The 19,780-nt window shown below is 44.2% G+C and carries 18 protein-coding genes, 1 pseudogene and 1 other annotated feature; of the genes and pseudogenes, 12 read left to right on the top strand and 7 right to left on the bottom strand.

From position 1 onward, the window contains the following. The first annotated feature begins 148 nt into the window (after positions 1–148). Positions 149–2,518 (top strand): aerobic respiration two-component sensor histidine kinase ArcB, encoded by a 2,370-nt coding sequence (gene arcB, locus AB8613_RS06115; RefSeq protein ID WP_372384654.1) that lies wholly within the window; start codon positions 149–151, stop codon positions 2,516–2,518. 7 nt (positions 2,519–2,525) lie between these two features. Further along, positions 2,526–2,969: a hypothetical protein gene (locus AB8613_RS06110; protein ID WP_146490542.1), complete on the top strand. Its 444-nt coding sequence runs from the start codon at positions 2,526–2,528 to the stop codon at positions 2,967–2,969. Positions 2,970–3,094: 125 nt separating this feature from the next. On the opposite strand, the gene arcA is transcribed toward AB8613_RS06110, so the two are convergent. Both arcA and AB8613_RS06100 read right to left on the bottom strand, forming a co-directional pair. Beyond that, positions 3,095–3,811, bottom strand: coding sequence for a two-component system response regulator ArcA (gene arcA / locus AB8613_RS06105; protein ID WP_004741534.1), 717 nt, complete (start codon positions 3,809–3,811; stop codon positions 3,095–3,097). Positions 3,812–4,240: 429 nt separating this feature from the next. Next, positions 4,241–4,342: pseudogene (locus AB8613_RS06100) on the bottom strand (ribonuclease activity regulator protein RraA); the annotation flags it as partial. Positions 4,343–4,389: 47 nt separating this feature from the next. On the opposite strand from AB8613_RS06100, the gene AB8613_RS06095 reads away from it, so the two are divergent. Beyond that, positions 4,390–4,875 (top strand): putative 4-hydroxy-4-methyl-2-oxoglutarate aldolase, encoded by a 486-nt coding sequence (locus AB8613_RS06095; protein WP_060983054.1) that lies wholly within the window; start codon positions 4,390–4,392, stop codon positions 4,873–4,875. Between the two features lie 65 nt (positions 4,876–4,940). On the opposite strand, the gene AB8613_RS06090 is transcribed toward AB8613_RS06095, so the two are convergent. Next, positions 4,941–5,417 (bottom strand): ribonuclease regulator, encoded by a 477-nt coding sequence (locus AB8613_RS06090; protein WP_146490544.1) that lies wholly within the window; start codon positions 5,415–5,417, stop codon positions 4,941–4,943. Between the two features lie 315 nt (positions 5,418–5,732). Continuing rightward, positions 5,733–5,850 (top strand) — a sequence feature (Thr leader region). Between the two features lie 29 nt (positions 5,851–5,879). Here AB8613_RS06090 and thrA point away from each other — a divergent pair. Genes thrA through thrC form a run of 3 tightly spaced genes read left to right on the top strand, consistent with a single transcriptional unit; the run spans position 5,880 to position 10,593 of the window. Next, positions 5,880–8,339 carry a bifunctional aspartate kinase/homoserine dehydrogenase I gene (gene thrA, locus AB8613_RS06085; RefSeq protein WP_372384653.1) on the top strand — a complete coding sequence of 820 codons (2,460 nt, stop codon included), beginning with the start codon at positions 5,880–5,882 and terminating at the stop codon, positions 8,337–8,339. A 17-nt stretch (positions 8,340–8,356) separates the two neighbouring features. Then, a complete protein-coding gene (gene thrB / locus AB8613_RS06080) occupies positions 8,357–9,313 on the top strand; it encodes a homoserine kinase (protein ID WP_048615050.1) in 957 nt (318 codons plus the stop codon). After that, positions 9,310–10,593 carry a threonine synthase gene (thrC, locus tag AB8613_RS06075; protein ID WP_285955158.1) on the top strand — a complete coding sequence of 428 codons (1,284 nt, stop codon included), beginning with the start codon at positions 9,310–9,312 and terminating at the stop codon, positions 10,591–10,593. The genes thrB and thrC overlap by 4 nt, the downstream gene beginning before the upstream one ends. Positions 10,594–10,670: 77 nt before the next feature. Here thrC and grcA read toward each other — a convergent pair whose 3' ends face one another. Then, a complete protein-coding gene (gene grcA, locus AB8613_RS06070) occupies positions 10,671–11,048 on the bottom strand; it encodes an autonomous glycyl radical cofactor GrcA (protein WP_017059315.1) in 378 nt (125 codons plus the stop codon). Between the two features lie 326 nt (positions 11,049–11,374). On the opposite strand from grcA, the gene nfo reads away from it, so the two are divergent. From nfo to AB8613_RS06050, 4 genes are all read left to right on the top strand, one after another. Beyond that, positions 11,375–12,283: a deoxyribonuclease IV gene (nfo, locus tag AB8613_RS06065; RefSeq protein ID WP_146490547.1), complete on the top strand. Its 909-nt coding sequence runs from the start codon at positions 11,375–11,377 to the stop codon at positions 12,281–12,283. A gap of 107 nt (positions 12,284–12,390) precedes the next feature. Further along, the gene (locus AB8613_RS06060) at positions 12,391–12,513 is read left to right on the top strand and encodes a hypothetical protein (RefSeq protein ID WP_261383420.1); all 123 of its coding nucleotides are present in this window, start codon (positions 12,391–12,393) and stop codon (positions 12,511–12,513) included. 180 nt (positions 12,514–12,693) lie between these two features. After that, positions 12,694–13,374 carry a uracil-DNA glycosylase gene (gene ung / locus AB8613_RS06055; RefSeq protein WP_372384652.1) on the top strand — a complete coding sequence of 227 codons (681 nt, stop codon included), beginning with the start codon at positions 12,694–12,696 and terminating at the stop codon, positions 13,372–13,374. A gap of 86 nt (positions 13,375–13,460) precedes the next feature. Further along, the gene (locus AB8613_RS06050) at positions 13,461–14,012 is read left to right on the top strand and encodes a hemerythrin domain-containing protein (RefSeq protein ID WP_146490549.1); all 552 of its coding nucleotides are present in this window, start codon (positions 13,461–13,463) and stop codon (positions 14,010–14,012) included. A gap of 144 nt (positions 14,013–14,156) precedes the next feature. Here AB8613_RS06050 and AB8613_RS06045 read toward each other — a convergent pair whose 3' ends face one another. Beyond that, positions 14,157–14,345, bottom strand: a complete 189-nt coding sequence (locus AB8613_RS06045) for a DUF3545 family protein (RefSeq protein ID WP_017059319.1) — start codon at positions 14,343–14,345, stop codon at positions 14,157–14,159. 709 nt (positions 14,346–15,054) lie between these two features. On the opposite strand from AB8613_RS06045, the gene AB8613_RS06040 reads away from it, so the two are divergent. After that, on the top strand, positions 15,055–16,482 hold the full coding sequence (locus tag AB8613_RS06040) for a sodium:alanine symporter family protein (RefSeq protein ID WP_146490578.1): 1,428 nt from the start codon (positions 15,055–15,057) through the stop codon (positions 16,480–16,482). Positions 16,483–16,690: 208 nt separating this feature from the next. Beyond that, on the top strand, positions 16,691–17,467 hold the full coding sequence (gene yaaA / locus AB8613_RS06035) for a peroxide stress protein YaaA (RefSeq protein ID WP_048606773.1): 777 nt from the start codon (positions 16,691–16,693) through the stop codon (positions 17,465–17,467). A gap of 113 nt (positions 17,468–17,580) precedes the next feature. On the opposite strand, the gene srmB is transcribed toward yaaA, so the two are convergent. Further along, positions 17,581–18,846, bottom strand: coding sequence for an ATP-dependent RNA helicase SrmB (srmB, locus tag AB8613_RS06030; protein ID WP_060983060.1), 1,266 nt, complete (start codon positions 18,844–18,846; stop codon positions 17,581–17,583). 106 nt (positions 18,847–18,952) lie between these two features. Beyond that, a complete protein-coding gene (locus AB8613_RS06025; RefSeq protein ID WP_285955160.1) occupies positions 18,953–19,681 on the bottom strand; it encodes a tRNA1(Val) (adenine(37)-N6)-methyltransferase in 729 nt (242 codons plus the stop codon). Positions 19,682–19,780: the final 99 nt, after the last annotated feature.

The raw sequence follows: 19,780 nt of genomic DNA, 5'->3' as shown, positions 1-19,780 counted from the left end.
CTTTGTCTGTTTTGGTTGTTCGGTATTTATATTAATTGGATTAACCTGCGATATTGCCGCTGATCTCTTTCTGCGTGTGATGTAGCTAGCTTACCTCCTATCTTCAAACAGGGTAGAATGTTGCTAGTCTTATCGCATGGAGCGCTAAATGAAACCCATGAAAAATCTTGCCCAGTATTACGTGGATCTACTCGTAAAGCTGGGGATTGTCCGCTTTTCTATCTTACTCGCCTTAGCGCTTGTTGCCCTCGCTGTTGTTGTGCAAGTCGGCATTACCCTCGCACTTAAAGGTAATGTTGATGATATCGACATTGTCCGTTCAGTTTTCTTCGGCTTAGTGATCACGCCTTGGGCGGTTTATTTCTTATCGGTGGTCGTTGACCAGTTGGAAGAGTCTCGTCAGCGTCTAGCGAAACTGGTCTCTAAACTTGGCGACATGCGAGAGCGAGACCAAGAGCTCAACAATAAATTGCAGCTCAATATTGAGAAGCTTAATCAAGAAATTGAAGAGCGTGAAAAAGCGGAGGAAGCACGTGCAGAAGCGATGTACGACCTTGAGAACGAGGTGTTCCAACGTGAGCGAACTCAGCTTGAACTGGCAGAGCGAACGGCACTATTGCGCTCGTTTATCGATGCTTCTCCTGACCTTATTTACTACCGTAATGAAGATGGTGTGTTTTCTGGTTGTAACCGAGCGGTGGAAGAGCTCACCGGAAAAACAGAAAAAGAACTGGTTGGCTTAACGCCTTGGGATGTCTACAGCAAAGAGGTTGCCCAGCAAGTTGTTGAAACCGACAAGAGAGTATTTGCCGACAACCAAGCGCTGACCTATGACCAGTGGCTTGAATACCCTGACGGACGTAAGAGTTACTTCGAACTGCGTAAAGTGCCTTTCTACAGTAAAGATGGCCGTCACTTGGGCTTAGTGGGTTTTGGTCGTGATATTACCGAGCGTAAAGAGCACCAAGAGTCGCTAGAGAAAGCCAGTCGCGATAAGACCACCTTTATCTCAACCATTAGTCATGAGCTAAGAACACCGCTTAACGGCATCATTGGTTTGAGCCGAATGTTGCTCGATAGCCAACTGACCACTGAACAGCGCAAGCAGATGCAAACCATCAAGGTGAGCGCAGTGACACTGGGTAATATCTTTAACGATATTATCGATATGGATAAGTTCGACCGTCGTAAGCTTGAGCTATTCCCAACCCCAATCAACTTTGAAGATTTCGTTGTTGAGATTGAAAGTATCTCTGCATTGATGGCCGAACAAAAAGGATTGAGATTCGATCTAGAACGATTGTCTGATCTTCCTGCTGCCGTTGAAGTGGATGGTACTCGTCTTAGACAGGTTCTGTGGAACCTTGTAAGTAACGCGATGAAGTTCACCAAAGATGGTGGTGTAGTGATGACAGTCAGCGCCGACATTGATGGCGACTTTGCTAACATCACGATGGAAGTAGAAGACACCGGGATTGGTATCCCTGAAAGTGAAATCGAGAAAATCTTCGCGATGTACTATCAGGTGAAATCGGGAACGGACAATCTACACGCCGTTGGTACCGGTATTGGCCTTGCTGTATCTCAACAACTGATCAATATGATGGATGGCCACATTGAAGTCACCAGTGAAGAGGGTTTTGGTAGTACCTTTACGGTTTCTATTCGTGTGCCTGTTAATCACGATACTCAAGCATTGATTAAGACACCAAGAAAGCAATCAAATCTAAAGATCTTTATGGTCGAAGACATTGAGCTTAATATTACGGTGGCTCGTTCTCTACTTGAAAGCTTAGGCCATGAAGTGACAGTAGTGATGACGGGTAAAGAGGCGCAAATAGCTTTCAACCCTGAAGACTATGACTTGGTATTACTGGACATCCAACTGCCAGATATGACAGGTTTCGACATTGCCCAATACTACCGTGAGAAATACAGCCAGCTGCCGCCTTTGGTTGCATTAACGGCGAACGTATTGAATAACAAGCAAGAGTACTTCCAGAAAGGCATGGACGAAGCGATCAGTAAACCATTGTCGGTTCGTGCAATCCAAGATGTCATCAGCGAGCTGATCGAAGATGCGCCAGAGGTAATTGAGACAGTAGCGGGTACGGAGAAGGTTGAGAGCATTGATAAAGTCGACGTGAGTAAGCCTGTTCTTTCACCGGTTGATACCACTTTACTTGATATTGATATGCTAGAGTCTTATGTTGATATTGTTGGGCCGAAACCGGTTTTGGATAGCATCGTGATGTTTGAAGATATGATGCCGGAGTATATGGAAATATTGAACTCCAACATGGTCGCGAAAGACAAAGCCAGTATCGTTTCCGAGGCACATAAGATTAAAGGTGCAGCAGGGTCCATTGGTTTGAAACGTATCCAGCAAGTGGCTCAGAAAGCTCAATCTCCAGATATGCCTGCGTGGTGGGAGAACATTTCAGATTGGGTTGATGAAATAAATAACGAATACCAGAATGACATTGAAGTCTTAAAGAGTTGGTTAAATCAAAGGTAGAAGAATAATGAAAAAATTAGCATTCGCCGCATGCGTAGTGGCATTAGCGGGTTGTTCTGCGCCGCAAGTAGAATGGCAGCAAGATAATCAAGTAGAAGTATCTGCAGCAACAGTCACAATGAAAAGCAACCTTTGGCACAACAAGATGCCAACGATTGGAGAAGCTCAAGATAAGACACTACACGGTTCTATCTACTTAGAGTCAGACTCACAGCTACCAGCAACACTTGCGGTGGAGAGCGTGACCGTTAAGCAAGGTGCAGATACCTTGCTAGTAACGGCTGACGACCTTGATCTAAGAACACATAGCGAGACTCAGTGGGAAGTGGCGTTTGTATGGCAGTTAGAGATCGATAGCGAAAAGCCTGTTGATGTTGCGGTTGAGCTGAGAGACGGTGAAACTGTGAAGTGGCTGGTGGAGAAAGACGTTAAGGTTGATACGGTTTACTAAAGCCTTATCAATTAAGAAGAATAAAAAAGGGAGAATGCGTTGGCATTCTCCCTTTTTAATAACTATTGATTGCGCTTCTACTGTTAAAAACACCGAGTGTTAAACGACCAGAAACGTCAATCGAATTAGTCTTCTAGGTCACCACAGAAGCGGTAGCCTTCACCGTGAATCGTTGCAATGATTTCTGGCGTACCAGAAACAGATTCAAAGTGCTTACGAATACGACGGATTGTTACGTCTACAGTACGATCGTGTGGCTTAAGCTCACGGCCAGTCATCTTCTTAAGAAGGTCTGCACGTGTTTGGATCTTACCTGGGTTCTCACAGAAGTGAAGTAGAGCACGGAACTCTGAACGAGGTAGCTTGTAGCCTTCGCCATCTGGGCTAACCAGAGAACGGCTGTTGATATCTAGTACCCAACCGTTGAACTCGTACTTCTCAACGCTGCGCTTTTCTTCTTGAACAGAGCTTGTGCTCATTGAACGGTTCAGAAGGTTGCGTGCACGGATAGTCAGTTCACGAGGGTTGAAAGGCTTAGTGATGTAGTCATCAGCGCCGATCTCTAGGCCAAGGATCTTATCAACTTCATTATCACGACCAGTTAAGAACATAAGTGCTACGTTTGCTTGCTCACGTAGTTCACGCGCAAGTAGTAGACCATTCTTACCTGGAAGGTTGATGTCCATAATTACAAGGTTAACTTGGTTGTCAGATAGCACTTGGTGCATCTCTTCACCGTCGCTAGCCTCAAAAACAGCATATCCCTCTGCTTCAAAAATACTCTTTAGAGTGTTACGAGTTACTTGCTCATCTTCAACGATAAGAATCTGCGGGGTTTGCATTTGGCGGTACCTAAATTTGTGACGAAACTGTGCTAATAGAATAAATTCTAGGCAAAAACATAACATACAGGTAATGTATTTTTGATGATAACTTAAAGTTTTCAAAAAAACACTTACTTCCAGCTATCTGCCTTCCTTGAAGTATTGCCCAATAACGTAGATCCAGTACGCCTTTCAATCATTCTTTTAGTGATTGCAGAGGATTCTATAATGTTAACAGCATGCTAACAACGCGAGAATGTTAATTCCATTCAGTTTGTTGATTTACATCAATTGCCGTATCGCAACAAACTTTAATAGTATGGCTACAACTTAACCAATGTTATGGTGACTATTTAGTACCAAAACAAGAATGATTATTCGAGATGCTTCGGACATCTCGGTTGCTAAAGACCGGATTATTAACCAAGGAAGCTGAAAGCTTTCCTAAGAGTCTAGTAGATAAATATGCTCAATCAACTTTTATTGAGTAATAAATTGAGCATAGAACAATGAAAACAAAGGATTAATTTTAATAACATATAAAAGCATAGAGGCTCACCTGACTTAACAGGTAGCGCCTTACTCACGGAGGATATATGCACGATATAACACCTGACTTGTGTGATGAGTTTGAAAGCAAAGTCACCCTACTGAATATGCCATTACAGAACTTCGGTCAACGTGGTGCGTTCTTTGGAAAAATTGTAACAGTTCGTTGTTATCACGATAATTCCAAGGTTCGCGAGGTTTTAGAGACAGACGGCTGTGGCAAAGTGCTTGTTGTTGACGGGAATGGTTCATGCCAAAAGGCGCTGCTTGGTGATCAACTCGCGATTCTCGCAATAGAAAATGGCTGGGAAGGCGTGATTGTAAACGGTGCTGTGCGTGATGTTGGCATGATGTCGCAAATGGATCTTGGTGTTCAGGCATTGGGTGCATCGCCATTCAAGACGGAGAAGCGCGGCGTAGGCCAAGTGAATGTCACGCTATCTATACACAATCAACTGATTCAGCCTGGGGATTACATTTATGCCGATTGGAATGGTGTGTTAATTTCATCTGAGCTATTGCTTGAATCATAACTGGTACGTAACTAATAAAAGAGGCTTGAATACGTAACATATTCATCGATATCAAGTTAATTGGATTAGAAGCGAAATCCTAATCCCACTTCAACACCTTGCTGCCACTCTTCATAATCAAGAGTGGCATGCAAATCTAAATTGTCGGTCAGCTGTACTCGGCTAGAAACTTCTGCGGCCACCGATTTCTCATTGTCTTCGGTTTCATCTTTATAGGTGTGTAGAGAACTGTTGAAAGAGACTCTTTCTGAGAACTGATAACTGACACCACTCAAGAATCCGCTTTCCTGTTTCAGTGCAGCACTATTGATACGTGTACCGACATAAAGATCCACATCCGAAAACAAACTATATGAATAGCCACTGTCTATTTTCCAAGTATCGAAGCTTTCATTCGATGCGTTTTGGGTGGAGATAAAAAATTTATGAGAAGAGCGATCGATTTGACCGGGAAGCAGAGGCAAACTATTTAGAAGAGGTAAACTGTTCGCTGAACAAACAACAGGCATAGCCAAGGCTATAAGAATAAGTAATCTCTTCACTTCCCACTCCTGATGTCATTATTATTGTTTTTCGAACGTTATCGTTCAATTAAAGCACAGAATTTGTACGCTCGCCGCACAATCGATATAGCATTTTGTTATTAGAATATGCAATTAGCTACTTATATTTGCTCGGTGAGTGAATTCAGTATCTTAATTGAAGGTTAATACAGGGTGTTTTATCCCTAAAATGATGGTTTGCTCTGAAAAATGGTGCGAATGTAAAAAAAACGCAACTTTTCATTGACGTCTAGTGGTAAAAATTGATACACGTAGAGTAAAGCACAAGCAGAGAATTTGATATGCAGCACGTAAGCCACCTAGTAATGACCACAACCATTATTATTACCGACATTAACATTGTTGGGGCAGGCTGCTAAGTAACGGATTTTAAAAAAAGGCCTGTATCCAACAAGATACAGGCCTTTTTTTGTACCATTTTTATGACTTATGGAGAAAGGGATGCGCGTTTTAAAGTTTGGAGGTTCATCATTAGCTGATGCAGATCGTTTTTTACGAGCGGCGGATATCATCGCTAATAATGCCCAGCAAGAAGAGCTAGCCGTTGTACTATCGGCTCCAGGAAAAACAACCAATAAGTTGGTCGCTGTTATTGAAGCTGCACTGAAAAATGGTGAAGCAGACGCACAGATTACAGAGATCGAATCTTCATTCGCTGCGCTGTTTGCAGAGATTAAAGCGGTTGTACCTTCTATTGATGGTACTGCGTTCCAAGAGCAGGTTGATGCCTCTCTTGCTCAGTTAAAGCAGTTCGTGAACGGCATCAACCTACTTGGTATGTGCCCGAACCACGTCAATGCTCGCATCATCAGTAAAGGTGAGCGAATCTCTATCCAGTTAATGAAAGCGGTACTTGAAGCAAAAGGCCAACCAGCAAGCCTGATTGACCCAGTTCAATACCTATACGCTAAAGGTGATCACCTTGAAGCTATGGTTGATGTGGATGTGTCTACTCAGAACTTCCGTCAATCGCCACTTCCACAAGGTCACGTTAACATCATGCCGGGCTTCACTGCCGGTAATGATAAAGGCGAATTGGTCACTCTTGGCCGTAATGGCTCTGACTACTCAGCAGCAGTGCTAGCTGCATGTCTGCGTGCTGATTGCTGTGAGATCTGGACAGATGTAGACGGCGTTTACAACTGTGACCCACGTTTAGTCGATGATGCTCGTCTTCTTAAGTCATTAAGCTACCAAGAAGCGATGGAGCTTTCTTACTTCGGTGCTTCGGTTCTACACCCGAAGACTATCGCACCTATCGCGCAATTCCATATTCCTTGTCTGATCAAAAATAGCTTTAATCCACAGGGTGCGGGTACTTTGATTGGTCAAGACACTGGCGAAGATAACCTAGCAATCAAAGGTATTACTACGCTAAGTGACCTAACAATGGTTAACGTATCAGGCCCTGGTATGAAAGGCATGGTAGGCATGGCAAGCCGCGTATTCGGCGCGATGTCTTCGGCTGGCGTTTCTATTGTCCTTATTACTCAATCTTCTTCTGAGTACAGCATCAGCTTCTGTATTGAATCGGCTGACAAAGTGAAAGCGAAACAAGTGTTGTCAGACGCGTTTGAACTTGAACTTAAAGATGGCCTACTAGAGCCCGTTGAGTTCATGGACGACGTAGCGATTGTAACGCTGGTGGGTGACGGTATGCGTACTTCACGCGGTGTCGCTTCTCAGTTCTTCTCTTCTTTAGCTGAAGTGAACGTGAACATCGTTGCGATTGCTCAAGGTTCTTCAGAGCGTGCTATCTCTGCGGTTATCCCTGAAGACAAGATTTCTGAAGCTATCAAGGCGTGTCACGAGAACCTATTCAACTCTAAGCACTTCCTTGACGTATTCGTTGTGGGTGTTGGCGGTGTTGGTGGCGAGCTTGTTGACCAGATCCAACGTCAACAAGGCAAACTGGCTGAAAAAGGCATCGTGATTCGCGTATGTGGTTTAGCAAACAGCAAAGGTTTGTTGCTAGACAGTGAAGGCTTGCCTCTAGAGCAGTGGCGTGACCGTATGTCGAGTGCGACTGAAGAATTCAGCCTTGCGCGTTTAGCGGCTCTGGTTCAACGTAACCATATCATCAACCCAGTATTGGTTGACTGTACGTCTAGTGAAGATATTGCTGCGCAGTACGCTGATTTCCTAGCGGCTGGTTTCCACGTGGTAACACCAAACAAGAAAGCAAACACAGCAAGCATGGCATACTACCATCAGCTGCGTGAAGTTGCGCGTAACTCACGTCGTAAGCTGATGTACGAAACAACCGTAGGTGCAGGTCTACCGGTAATCGAAAACCTTCAGAACCTTATCTCTGCAGGTGATGAGCTTGAGAAGTTCAACGGCATTCTTTCTGGTTCACTGTCTTACATCTTCGGTAAGCTTGATGAAGGCATGACACTGAGCCAAGCAACCAACATTGCTAAAGATAATGGCTTTACTGAACCGGATCCACGTGATGACTTATCAGGCATGGATGTGGCGCGTAAGCTACTTATCCTAGCTCGTGAAGCAGGCATGGCACTTGAACTTGAAGATGTTGAAGTAGACCAAGCACTACCACCAGGTTTTGACGATTCAGGTACGGTTGAAGAGTTCATGGCTCGCTTGCCAGAAGCAGATGCTTACTTCCAAGAGCAGTCAGCTATCGCAGCAGAAGAAGGCAAAGTACTTCGTTATGTTGGTGAGATTGCTGATGGTAAATGTAAGGTTCGTATCGCAGCTGTTGATGGCGACGACCCAATGTTCAAGATTAAAGATGGCGAGAACGCGCTGGCATTCTACAGCCGTTACTACCAACCAATCCCGCTAGTACTTCGTGGCTACGGTGCCGGTACTGAAGTAACAGCAGCAGGCGTATTCTCTGATGTGATGCGTACTCTTGGTTGGAAATTAGGAGTTTAGGAATGAGTTCAAGTGATATGGATGTTGTCGTTTATGCTCCTGCATCAATCGGTAATGTCAGTGTAGGGTTTGATGTGCTGGGGGCCGCTGTGTCTCCAGTGGATGGCACATTGCTGGGTGACCGAGTTATGGTTAAAGCCGGTGATGAACCATTCTCACTTAAAACAGCAGGCAGCTTTGTATCTAAGCTGCCAACTGAAGCCAAAGAAAACATCGTCTACGACTGCTGGGTGGTGTTCTCTAGAGAGCTTGATAAAAAAGGCGTAGCGCTAAAGCCTTTGGAAATGACACTCGAAAAGAACATGCCTATTGGTTCTGGTTTAGGTTCAAGTGCATGCTCAATCGTAGCGGCACTTGATGCGCTAAACCGTTTTCACGGTCAACCACTGAATGAAACGGAACTGCTTGCTCTGATGGGCGAAATGGAAGGTAAGATTTCAGGCGGTATCCATTATGATAACGTTGCACCATGTTATCTTGGTGGTGTGCAGTTAATGCTTGAAGAGCTAGGCATCATTAGCCAAGAAGTCCCATGTTTTGATGATTGGTACTGGGTGATGGCTTATCCGGGCATTAAGGTTTCAACGGCAGAAGCGAGAGAGATCCTACCATCTCAGTACCGTCGTCAGGATATCATTGCTCATGGTCGCCACTTAGCGGGCTTTATCCACGCGTGTCATTCAGGTCAACCTGAACTGGCGGCGAAGATGATCAAAGACGTGATCGCTGAACCATATCGTGAGAAACTGCTTCCAGGGTTTGCTGACGCTCGTAAATACGCGCTGTCGGCAGGTGCATTGGCTACTGGTATTTCTGGTAGTGGCCCAACTCTATTTAGCATTTGCAAAGAACAAGATGTCGCCGAGCGTGTTGCACGCTGGTTAGAACAAAATTACGTACAAAATGAAGAAGGATTCGTTCACGTTTGTCGCTTAGATAAGCAAGGTTCGATCGTTACAGGAAGTGAGTTATGAAGCTGTACAACATCAAAGAAAATGACGAGCAAGTCTCTTTTGGCCAAGCCGTTCGTCAAGGCTTAGGTCGTAATCAAGGTCTATTTTTTCCATCTGAGCTGCCAAAGTTTGATGATATCGATGCGCTGCTAGCAGAGGACTTTGTCCCTCGTAGCTCAAAGATTCTGTCAGCATTAATTGGCGATGAACTACCAAAAGAACAGATCGACCAAATGGTGGATGCAGCGTTCCAATTCCCTGCTCCAATCAACCAAGTAAAAGATGGCGTTTACGCGCTTGAGCTTTTCCACGGTCCAACACTGGCGTTTAAAGATTTCGGCGGCCGCTTTATGGCTCAGTCTTTAGCAGCCGTTTCAGATGGTGGTCAAATCACTATCTTAACAGCAACATCAGGTGATACTGGTGCGGCGGTTGCGCATGCTTTCTACGGCATGGAAGACATCAATGTCGTGATTCTTTACCCGAAAGGCAAGATCAGCCCATTGCAAGAGAAGCTTTTCTGTACGCTGGGTAAGAACATTCACACTGTCGCTATTGATGGTGACTTTGATGCGTGTCAGGCTCTGGTTAAAGACTCATTTGATGACGCTGAACTGCGTAAAGAGATTGGTCTTAACTCGGCAAACTCTATTAACATCAGTCGTCTAATGGCTCAGATCTGTTACTACTTTGAAGCGGCTTCTCAGCTGACTAAAGAGCAGCGTGAAAACCTCGTTATCTCTGTACCAAGTGGTAACTTTGGTAACCTAACGGCTGGTCTATTGGCTAAAGCACTCGGTTTACCTGTTAAGCGTTTCATCGCAGCAACCAATGAAAATGACACGGTTCCTCGCTACCTAGAAACAGGTCAATGGGATCCAAAACCGACCGTTGCGACAACATCGAACGCGATGGACGTAAGCCAACCAAATAACTGGCCTCGTATTGAAGAGCTTTGCCAACTGAAAGGTTGGGGCTTAGATACATTAGGCAAAGGTAAAGTATCTGACGAGCAGAGCGCTGAGTCAGTACGTGACCTAAAAGCACAAGGTTACCTATGTGAACCACATGGTGCGATTGCTTACCGTCTATTGGATGAGCAACTGCAAGAGAACGAAACTGGTTTGTTCCTGTGTACAGCACACCCAGCGAAATTCAAAGAAGTGGTTGATGACATCCTAGGTTCTGATATCGAACTGCCTGGCCCGCTAGCAAAACACGCGGCAATGGAGTTGTTGTCTGAAGATCTTGATAACGATTTTGAAGCGCTAAAAGCAGTGCTTCGTCGAGTTCAACCGTAACGTCCATTTGTTTTTCGAACAAATAAAAACGGCGCTCAATGAGCGCCGTTTTTGTATTCTAATTTAAGCTCTAAAAATTATAGAGACTCAGTGAACGTACGTGCGATAACGTCACGTTGCTGTTCAGTTGTTAGAGAGTTGAAACGTACAGCGTAACCCGATACACGGATTGTTAGCTGTGGGTAGTTCTCTGGGTGAGCAACTGCATCTTCTAGCGTTTCACGTTTAAGAACGTTAACGTTTAGGTGTTGACCACCTTCGATGCGTGGTGCTGCTTCGATTGCAACTTCACGGCTTTCGTACTCGCCTAGGTCTGCAGCTGAGATAACTTGGTCAGCTTCGAAACCTGCAGTAGCAACAACACAACGAGCTTCATTCTTCTCGCTATCTAGTAGCCAGATTGAGTTTAGTAGGTCATCGTTTGCTGCTTTAGTAATTTGAATACCTTGGATCATAACTATCTCCTAGTCCACTGAATGTGGTTTGATTATGGTGTTAACTTTCGATTTTTATTGAGCTGGGTAATATATACCTAATACCCATGAGGTTATCATTGATTTAAGTCAAAAAACAACCAAAAACCATATTTTTACAAAGGTAATTATATTGAGGCAAATCAATAAAACCTTTGAAAACAAAGTAATTACAAAATATTTTAAAGTATAAAAAATATTTAACAGTCATATTTGTTGTAAGTTTACTACATTTGTTGTGTTTTTATTGACCTGCAACCGATACGACCCTTTATTTATTAAGCATTCTGAAAGTGTAAAGTGATTTAATGACAAACAATAATTCATCCTCAAAACCGGAAACAAATATGAAGTTTATTGGCGCTCATGTGTCGGCTGCTGGTGGTGTCGATCAGGCGCCTATGCGTGCTCGTGAGATTGGCGCTAATGCGTTCGCACTGTTTACCAAAAACCAGAGACAATGGGCTGCAAAACCATTGGAAGCTAAAACAATCAGCGCCTTTAAGGCCAATTGCAAAATGTTAGGTTTTAGCGCTGAACACATTCTTCCTCATGACTCCTACCTTATTAACTTAGGAGCACCAGAAGAAGAGAAGCTAGAGAAATCACGTGCGGCTTTTATTGATGAAATGGAGCGTTGTAATCAACTTGGCTTAACGCTTTTGAATTTTCATCCTGGGAGTCATTTAAAGAAAATCTCAGAAAGCGAATGCTTGGCAAAGATCGCTGAATCGATCAATCTCGCTCATCAAGCGGTTCCTGATGTGATCGCGGTGATCGAGAATACGTCAGGGCAGGGCACTAACCTTGGTTGGAAGTTTGAGCACCTAGCAGAGATTATCGATCAGGTAGAAGATAAGTCACGTGTTGGTGTGTGCTTAGACACTTGCCATACCTTTACTGCTGGTTACGACCTACGTACAAAAGCGGCGTGTGAGCATACTTTTGCAGAGTTCGACCGCATTGTGGGTATGCACTATCTAAGAGCAATGCACATCAATGATTCAAAAGCTGAGTTCGCGAGTCGAGTCGATCGACACCATTCTTTAGGAAAAGGCGAAATTGGCTGGGACTGTTTTGAGTATATTGCTTCGGATTCTCGCTTTAATGGTATCCCTCTCATCTTAGAAACCATTGATTCGACGATCTGGAAAGAGGAAATTCAACAACTTAGAATGTTTCATCGCTCAGCAATGGAAGTGAGTGAAGAAGCGTAATATATAGAGGAAAAAATAATTTCCTTCTATTCCTAAAATTGGCATCTTTCTTTCATAGTGTTTAGTTGAATATGTAGTTCACTGTAACAATAGAGGAGGGTGCCATTATGTATTCTATAACTTATACCCCAAGTGCTTCTTCAACAGTCCATGCTGCAGCGCGTCTGCCAGCACCGAACCGTCACATCCATAGTCATGGTCACCATCGTACTCCCCAGAAGAGTGGCTAACCGAGATAAACTTAAATTGAACCCATTAATATGATTCATCAACAAGCGAACCCTACACATCATGTTTATTGATAGCTGTATGAGGTATAACTAGAGCCTTATTTAGGACAGTTAGCCGATACCGCTATTTTTTTGTCTGGCGAAAGCCCCTAGAAACCTTGATGATTGGGAAGTAAAACGATGAGCGCACCAAAGACTTGGGAATCCATTATTAATGATGAACGTGATAAAGAGTACTTTGAGAGTATCCTCGCGTTTGTTGAACAGCAACGTAATAGTGGGAAAACAGTCTACCCGCCACAAGATCAGGTATTCAGTGCCTTTGACATGACGCCTTTTGAATCTGTACGAGTGGTTATCTTAGGGCAAGATCCTTATCACGGTGCTAACCAAGCTCATGGCTTAGCATTCTCAGTGCTTCCTGGCGTGAAAATCCCACCTTCTCTACGCAATATGTACAAAGAGCTTGCTCAAGATATAGAGGGCTTTGAGATTCCTAGTCATGGTTATCTCGATTCTTGGGCATCGCAAGGGGTGTTGATGTTGAACACGGTCCTTACAGTAGAAGAAGCAAAAGCACACTCACATGCGAAGTGTGGCTGGGAAATCTTTACCGATGCCGTCATTGCTGAGCTCAATCAGCGCTCTGAACCTATCATCTTCTTATTATGGGGTGCACACGCCCAGAAGAAAGGACAAGCGATCGATGTAGGTAAGCACCATGTGTTGATTGCGCCTCATCCATCGCCATTATCCGCCCGTCGTGGCTTTTTTGGTTGTCAGCATTTCTCAACAACTAACAAGTTACTTTCTTATATGGATCAACAACCTATTGACTGGCGTTTACCAACAGAAGTGTAGGTTGGTGATTTTCTGAGCAGAGTCAAATCATAAATGAGCATCTTCGTATACACTTATAAACAGTAGGTGTAATGGAGTGCAATACTATGATGATTGAAAGGATAAGACGAGAGCATGGCTATATGGCTCGTTTGCTCGCGATACTCAACAATAAGTTAGAGCTTCTAAAACAAGAGCGAGAAATAAACTATAGCTTGATCGCTGAGGTGGTTGATTACCTGATGAATCATTCAGAGAAGGTCCATCACCCAAAAGAAGACGTTATTTATCGCTACTACCTTAAACAATATGGCGGTGACCAAGTGATTGAAGACTTGGAGTTAGAGCATCAATTGCTTTCTGAGAAAACGGCGGAATTTTTAGGAGTGGTCGATATGATCCTTCAAGATGCGGTGGTTCCTCAGCAAGTCTTTATTGAGCAGCTTGAAGCGTTTGTTAAAGCTCAGCGAAAGCATATGGAATATGAAGAGAAGCATGTGTTACCAATGATTGTTGAGGCGTTCACGGTGAAAGATTGGCAAGAAGTTGAATCTCAATGGCTTCAACCGGAAGATGACCCTGTCTTTGGAGAGACCATTGCTGATCAGTATCGTCAACTCGCAGCCCGTGTTCGACAAAATGAACAAGAGTGCGTTTAGTGAGTCGGCAGTTGCCTCTATAGTAGAGGGGCTTTCTCTGATAACTGGGATTTCAAATCGACTCACAGGGAGAAATGTCACCTCATCAACGAAAAAAGGCACCTAAATAGGTGCCTTTTGCTATCTGATTTCTTATCGTGCTGATTAAAGCTTTATATCGTCTAGGCTAAAATCGAGTCCTAGATTCATTTCTCTCAGCTCTTTTTCAAGCTGTCTACGATCGTTGATGGCTTCGATTTCACGCCACTTACGCTTGAGTGGTTTTGAGCGTGATTTTTGAGTTACACGAGGCATTTCTAGTTCTGATACTTCATCGAATTGAAAGCTATCCATAAGCCATATCTCCTTCCGTGGGACTAGTTCTTACGAACCAATAAATATCATATTTAGGTTTACAATAACTTTGATTTGTTTCTCATTTGTTTCAAATCTATGAAGCTTTTGTTCTGTTTTCTCATGCATGCTCACACATTGTGAGAATTTTTATGTGCAAAAAATAAGCAAACAAACCTAAGTAAACGATTAAATTGGGGGTTATTGAATGTTAATTCATTGTGCGAATGGAATAGCGTTTTGATCACAATGCATTGAAGTGTATATGGTGCCGTGCGGTATAGGGATATCATTGGCCTAGAAAAAAACGAATATCTTCACTATACCTTGTAAAACCTAGGCTGACGTCATTTTTATAGGATGATGTTCCTGTTGGGGCGGTGCCATGGCTGTTGTTGATATTATGTCCCGATAATGTGACTTTTATTGAGCTGCATTGTTGAATGTTGTGTTAACAAAAGGTGTGTTATTAGTGAAATGTCATTTTAATATAAGTGTATTTGCATATTGATTTTTAGGCCGTCTCGCTGCATTATCCGCCCGTCAAAAAATACACTGATACGTAAAATGGATGCATGAAGCGACATTTACAGTCTCAATCGCCGCAAGAATATAACAAGAGTGCCGACACAACATTGACAGAGGCATAGGCGATTAAGAGGAAGGCTAGGAAGCATGATCGGTGCTTAAACTCAATTACGAGGTTCACGTGACAGACTTAATCAATTTGATGAACGATCTCCTTTGGGGATCTATCTTAGTTTACTTACTGGTTGGTGTGGGTATCTACTTCACTGTACGACTAGGCTTCATTCAATTCCGCCATTTCGGCCACATGTTCTCTGTTCTAAAGAACAGCCGTAAAGCAGACAGTGCTGGTATCTCTTCTTTCCAAGCTCTTTGTACTAGTCTCGCTGCTCGTGTAGGTACGGGTAACATGGCCGGTGTTGCTGTAGCACTAACCGCTGGTGGCCCAGGTGCTATCTTCTGGATGTGGCTAATCGCAATGCTAGGTATGGCAACATCGTTTGCTGAAAGCACACTGGCTCAGCTATACAAAACGCGTGATAACGACGGTAACTACCGCGGCGGCCCTGCATACTACATGGAGAAAGGCCTAGGCATGCGTTGGATGGGGGTTCTATTCTCTATCTTCCTAATCATTGCATTTGGTCTTGTATTCAACGCGGTTCAAGCAAACGCGATTGCAAGCGCAATGAACACAGCATTTGACCTTGAGCGTAGCTACGTTGGTGTTGGTATCGTAATTATCTCTGCATTCGTTATCTTCGGTGGTATCCGTAAGATTGCTCGTACTGCAGAAATCATCGTTCCAATCATGGCATTGGCTTACCTAGCGATCGCTATGTACGTGATGTTTGCGAACATTGAGAAAGTGCCTGAAGTATTGGCTCTTATCTTCAAGAGTGCATTCGGTTTGCAAGAAGCAGCTGCGGGTGGCCTAGGTTACGCAATCGCACAAGCGATGATTAACGGCATCAAACGTGGTTTGTTCTCGAACGAAGCGGGTATGGGTTCTGCGCCAAACGCAGCAGCTTCTGCTACGCCTTACCCACCGCACCCAGCATCACAAGGTTACGTGCAAATGCTAGGCGTGTTCATGGATACCATTGTTATCTGTTCAGCAACAGTCGCAATCATCCTGATGTCTGGTGAGTATGTACCACACGGTGAAGTAACGGGTATCGAACTAACGCAACGTGCGCTAACAGCACAAGTGGGCGAATGGGGCGGCATCTTTGTAGCGGTAGCGATTTTCTTCTTCGCTTTCACTTCAATCATTGCAAACTACTCGTACGCTGAAACGAACCTTATCTTCCTTGAGCACAACAACAAGAAAGGCCTAGTGCTGTTCCGTATCGTTGTTCTGGGTATGGTTATGTTCGGTTCTCTAGCGACACTGCCAACGGTATGGGCACTGGCTGACGTATCAATGGGCCTAATGGCGATTGTTAACTTGGTGGCGATTATCCTGCTATCAGGAATCGTGATTAAGCTAGCGAAAGACTACAACCGCCAACTAGACGCGGGTAAAGTACCAACATTCGATTCGAATGACTTCCCAGAGCTTAAGTCTCAGCTGGAAGACGGTATTTGGGACAACAACAAGAAGTAATCTTGTTGGGGCGATAAACGGCTCATCCTAAAGTGATTAGAAAGGCTAAGGTTTCGACCTTAGCCTTTTTCTTTGCCTGTCATTTGTCTCATTCTGTCTATCGAAGCTCATTCTCCCTATCGAAACAATAGGAAGAGTCATAAAGACAAGTTGATGTTTTTTCTATACTCTAGCAGCATCCAGTTAGATAACCGATTAGGGTAAAGTTATGTTAGTTGTCGTTTCTCCAGCCAAAACACTTGATTACGAATCACCATTAGCGACGGAACGCTTTAGTCAACCTGAGTTTGTTGAACACTCTGCTGAGTTGATTGAAGAGTGCCGTAAGCTGACGCCAGTCGATATTTCTGCACTGATGAAAGTCAGCGATAAAATCGCAGGGTTGAACGTAGCGCGCTTTGAGCAGTGGAGCGAGACCTTTACCCAAGACAACGCACGTCAAGCAATCCTAGCCTTTAAGGGCGATGTATACACTGGCCTAGACGCTGAAACGCTATCGGATGAAGATTTTGACTACGCACAAAATCACCTGCGCATGCTTTCTGGCCTATATGGTTTGCTTAAGCCGTTAGATTTGATGCAGCCATATCGCCTAGAGATGGGTACACGCTTAGCGAATGCTCGTGGTACTAACTTGTACCAGTTCTGGGGTAACATCATCACAGACAAGCTAAATGAAGCGTTGAATGCTCAAGGCGACAATGTGTTGATCAACCTAGCATCGAACGAATACTTTAAAGCCGTGAAGCCGAAGAACTTGGATGGCCAAGTGATTACCCCAGTATTTAAAGACTGTAAGAATGGTCAGTACAAGGTAATCAGTTTCTACGCCAAGAAAGCGCGTGGCATGATGGCTCGTTACATTATCGAGAACAAGATTGACTCGGTTGAAGCGCTGACCCAGTTTGATACGGCGGGTTACTACTTCGTTGAAGAAGAGTCGAACGCGAAAGAGCTTGTCTTCAAGCGTGAAGAGCAAAACTAGACGTTATTGATTAATGGTCTTCACGCTCTATGGCGAGATACTAACCAGATAGAGAAAAGCCCCATGCAGCGAACTGCATGGGGCTTTTTTATTGAATCGTTGAAGCAGTTAGATTATTTCTTCTTTGCTGCTTTCTTTTTCTTGGCGATTTTTTTCTTCTTGGCGATTTTTTGTTTCTCTACCGCTTTTTTATCTTCTTTCTTCGGCTTCTTCTTCTTAGTCACCGCCGCTTTCTTATGCGTAGGACGCATGCCTTCGATGAAGCGTTCTTTGATTGGTTCGTCTGTGTAACGAGCTACACGCTCAATCATCAGTTGATCGTGCGCTTCAATGATAGAAACCGCGTTACCTTTTTTACCAGCACGAGCTGTACGACCAATGCGGTGTAGGTATACGTCAGCCGTACGTGGCATGTCGTAGTTGATTACGTGGCTTACGTCTGGAAGGTCGATACCACGAGCAGCAACGTCAGTCGCTAGCAGTACGTTTACAGAACCGTCACGGAAACGAGCAATCGCGTTGTTACGACGATCTTGAGGCATTTCACCTTGGATCCATGCACATGGGATTTGCGCGCTTTCAAGTTGAGCTCGTAGATCACCTAGACGATCACGTGTCTTCAAGAATACGATGCTGCGCTCAGCTTGTTCTGTGATGATGTGTTTTAGGATGCTCAGCTTGTGCTCTGCTGTGTCTGCACGGTGGTACCACTGAGTGATTTTCTTACGCTCACGAAGTGATGATTTCGCATCGATCTCTGCTGGGTTTTTCAGTAGGTCTTCAGTGAAGCCTTCAATGCCTTTACCTTCTAGCGTTGCTGAGAACAGTAAAGTTTGTTTACGCCAGCGACATTCTGCAGACAGACGGTCAACAACAGGACCAAAGCCCATGTCTAGCATACGGTCGGCTTCATCTAGAACTAGCCATTCAATCGCACGACAGTCAAAACGCTCGCCTTCAATGTATTCCATCAAACGACCAGGTGTTGCTACTACGATATCTTGAGTCGTACTTAAGATATCTGCATGCTCTTGATACATCACACCGCCCGTGATCGTGAAGATATTTAGGCTGGTGTATTTAGCAAGCTCACGTGCTTGTTCGGTTATCTGCATTGCTAGCTCACGCGTTGGCGTCAGGATAAGCATACGTGCAGGGCCAGATTTCTTACGTGGGAAATCCAGTAGGTATTGCAGTGCTGGCAATACAAATGATGCTGTTTTACCAGTACCTGTTGGCGCAGAAGCCAAAACGTCTCTTCCATCTAACGCTTGTGGGATTGCTTCAGCTTGTATCTGTGTTGGACGTTCGTAGCCCATTTCGTCAATTGCTTTAAGCAGCTCTTGGTTTAGATCGAGTTCTGCAAAGGTTCTGATCACTGTTGTTTCTCCACAAGCAATAAATGTTTCTGCCTCAAAAGCAGACGATAAAAAAGAGTAGTCGGACATTATAGAAGCATTAGTGATTAGGATCACATGGTATTTGCTACATCTTGAGATAAAAATCTTTAGTGAGCGCAATAAATGCTTCGCTATAACCATCTTGCTGGTGAATTGTAAGCGATTCGCGCTGCAAATCTTGCTCGCAAGCAGGATCTTTAGATAACTCAAATAGAATTCGGCTAGCTGGCTTTTTATCTGTTGTTTTCACATCAAGGCGTTTTGCTAGATACCAACCACATTGCTCGGCAAACTTGATAAAACCTTCCCCTTCAGGCGTCGGTAGGATGAAACTGGCAGTCGCGAATTCAGTGGTTAGCTCAAAACAACGCTGTGCAAGCGCTAGGTGATCCAAGCTGTCGGAGTGTCTGGCGGTGGCTCTTTGGCTTTGCTGCGCCTGTTCTCCAGAGTTGAAGTAGGGCGGGTTACAGATGATCGCATCAAACCTTTGTGGAAAGTCGGCCGTTAACACGCTGTCGTGATGAAGGGAGATACGATCTTGCCAAGGCGACTGATCAATATTGACTGTGGCAGCATCAATGGCGTGTTGATCAATATCTATCGCGGAGATTGAAGCATCCTCAAAACGCTGCGCTGCCATTAAGGCCAGCAGACCTGTTCCTGTTCCAATATCGAGTACACATGATCTTTGTGGCAGGCTTACCCATGCGCCAAGTAATACGCCATCGGTACTGACTGGCATACCGCTTTTCCCGCCGTAAATTGAGAATTGCTTAAAATTGAAGCTTTTAGTCTGCACTGTTTTGTCTTTCATTAATGTTCTGAGTATCGAGATATTTTAAGTGATTAGCTCTAATGTTAACCGCTTGTATGAATCAATGTTCTGCTTGAGAAACTATTGTTGTGAATTATG

The organism is Vibrio sp. BS-M-Sm-2 (assembly GCF_041504345.1).
Lineage (GTDB): Bacteria > Pseudomonadota > Gammaproteobacteria > Enterobacterales > Vibrionaceae > Vibrio > Vibrio satsumensis.
Note: the sequence above shows the minus strand (reverse complement) of the source record. Positions and strands in the feature narration are given on the sequence as shown.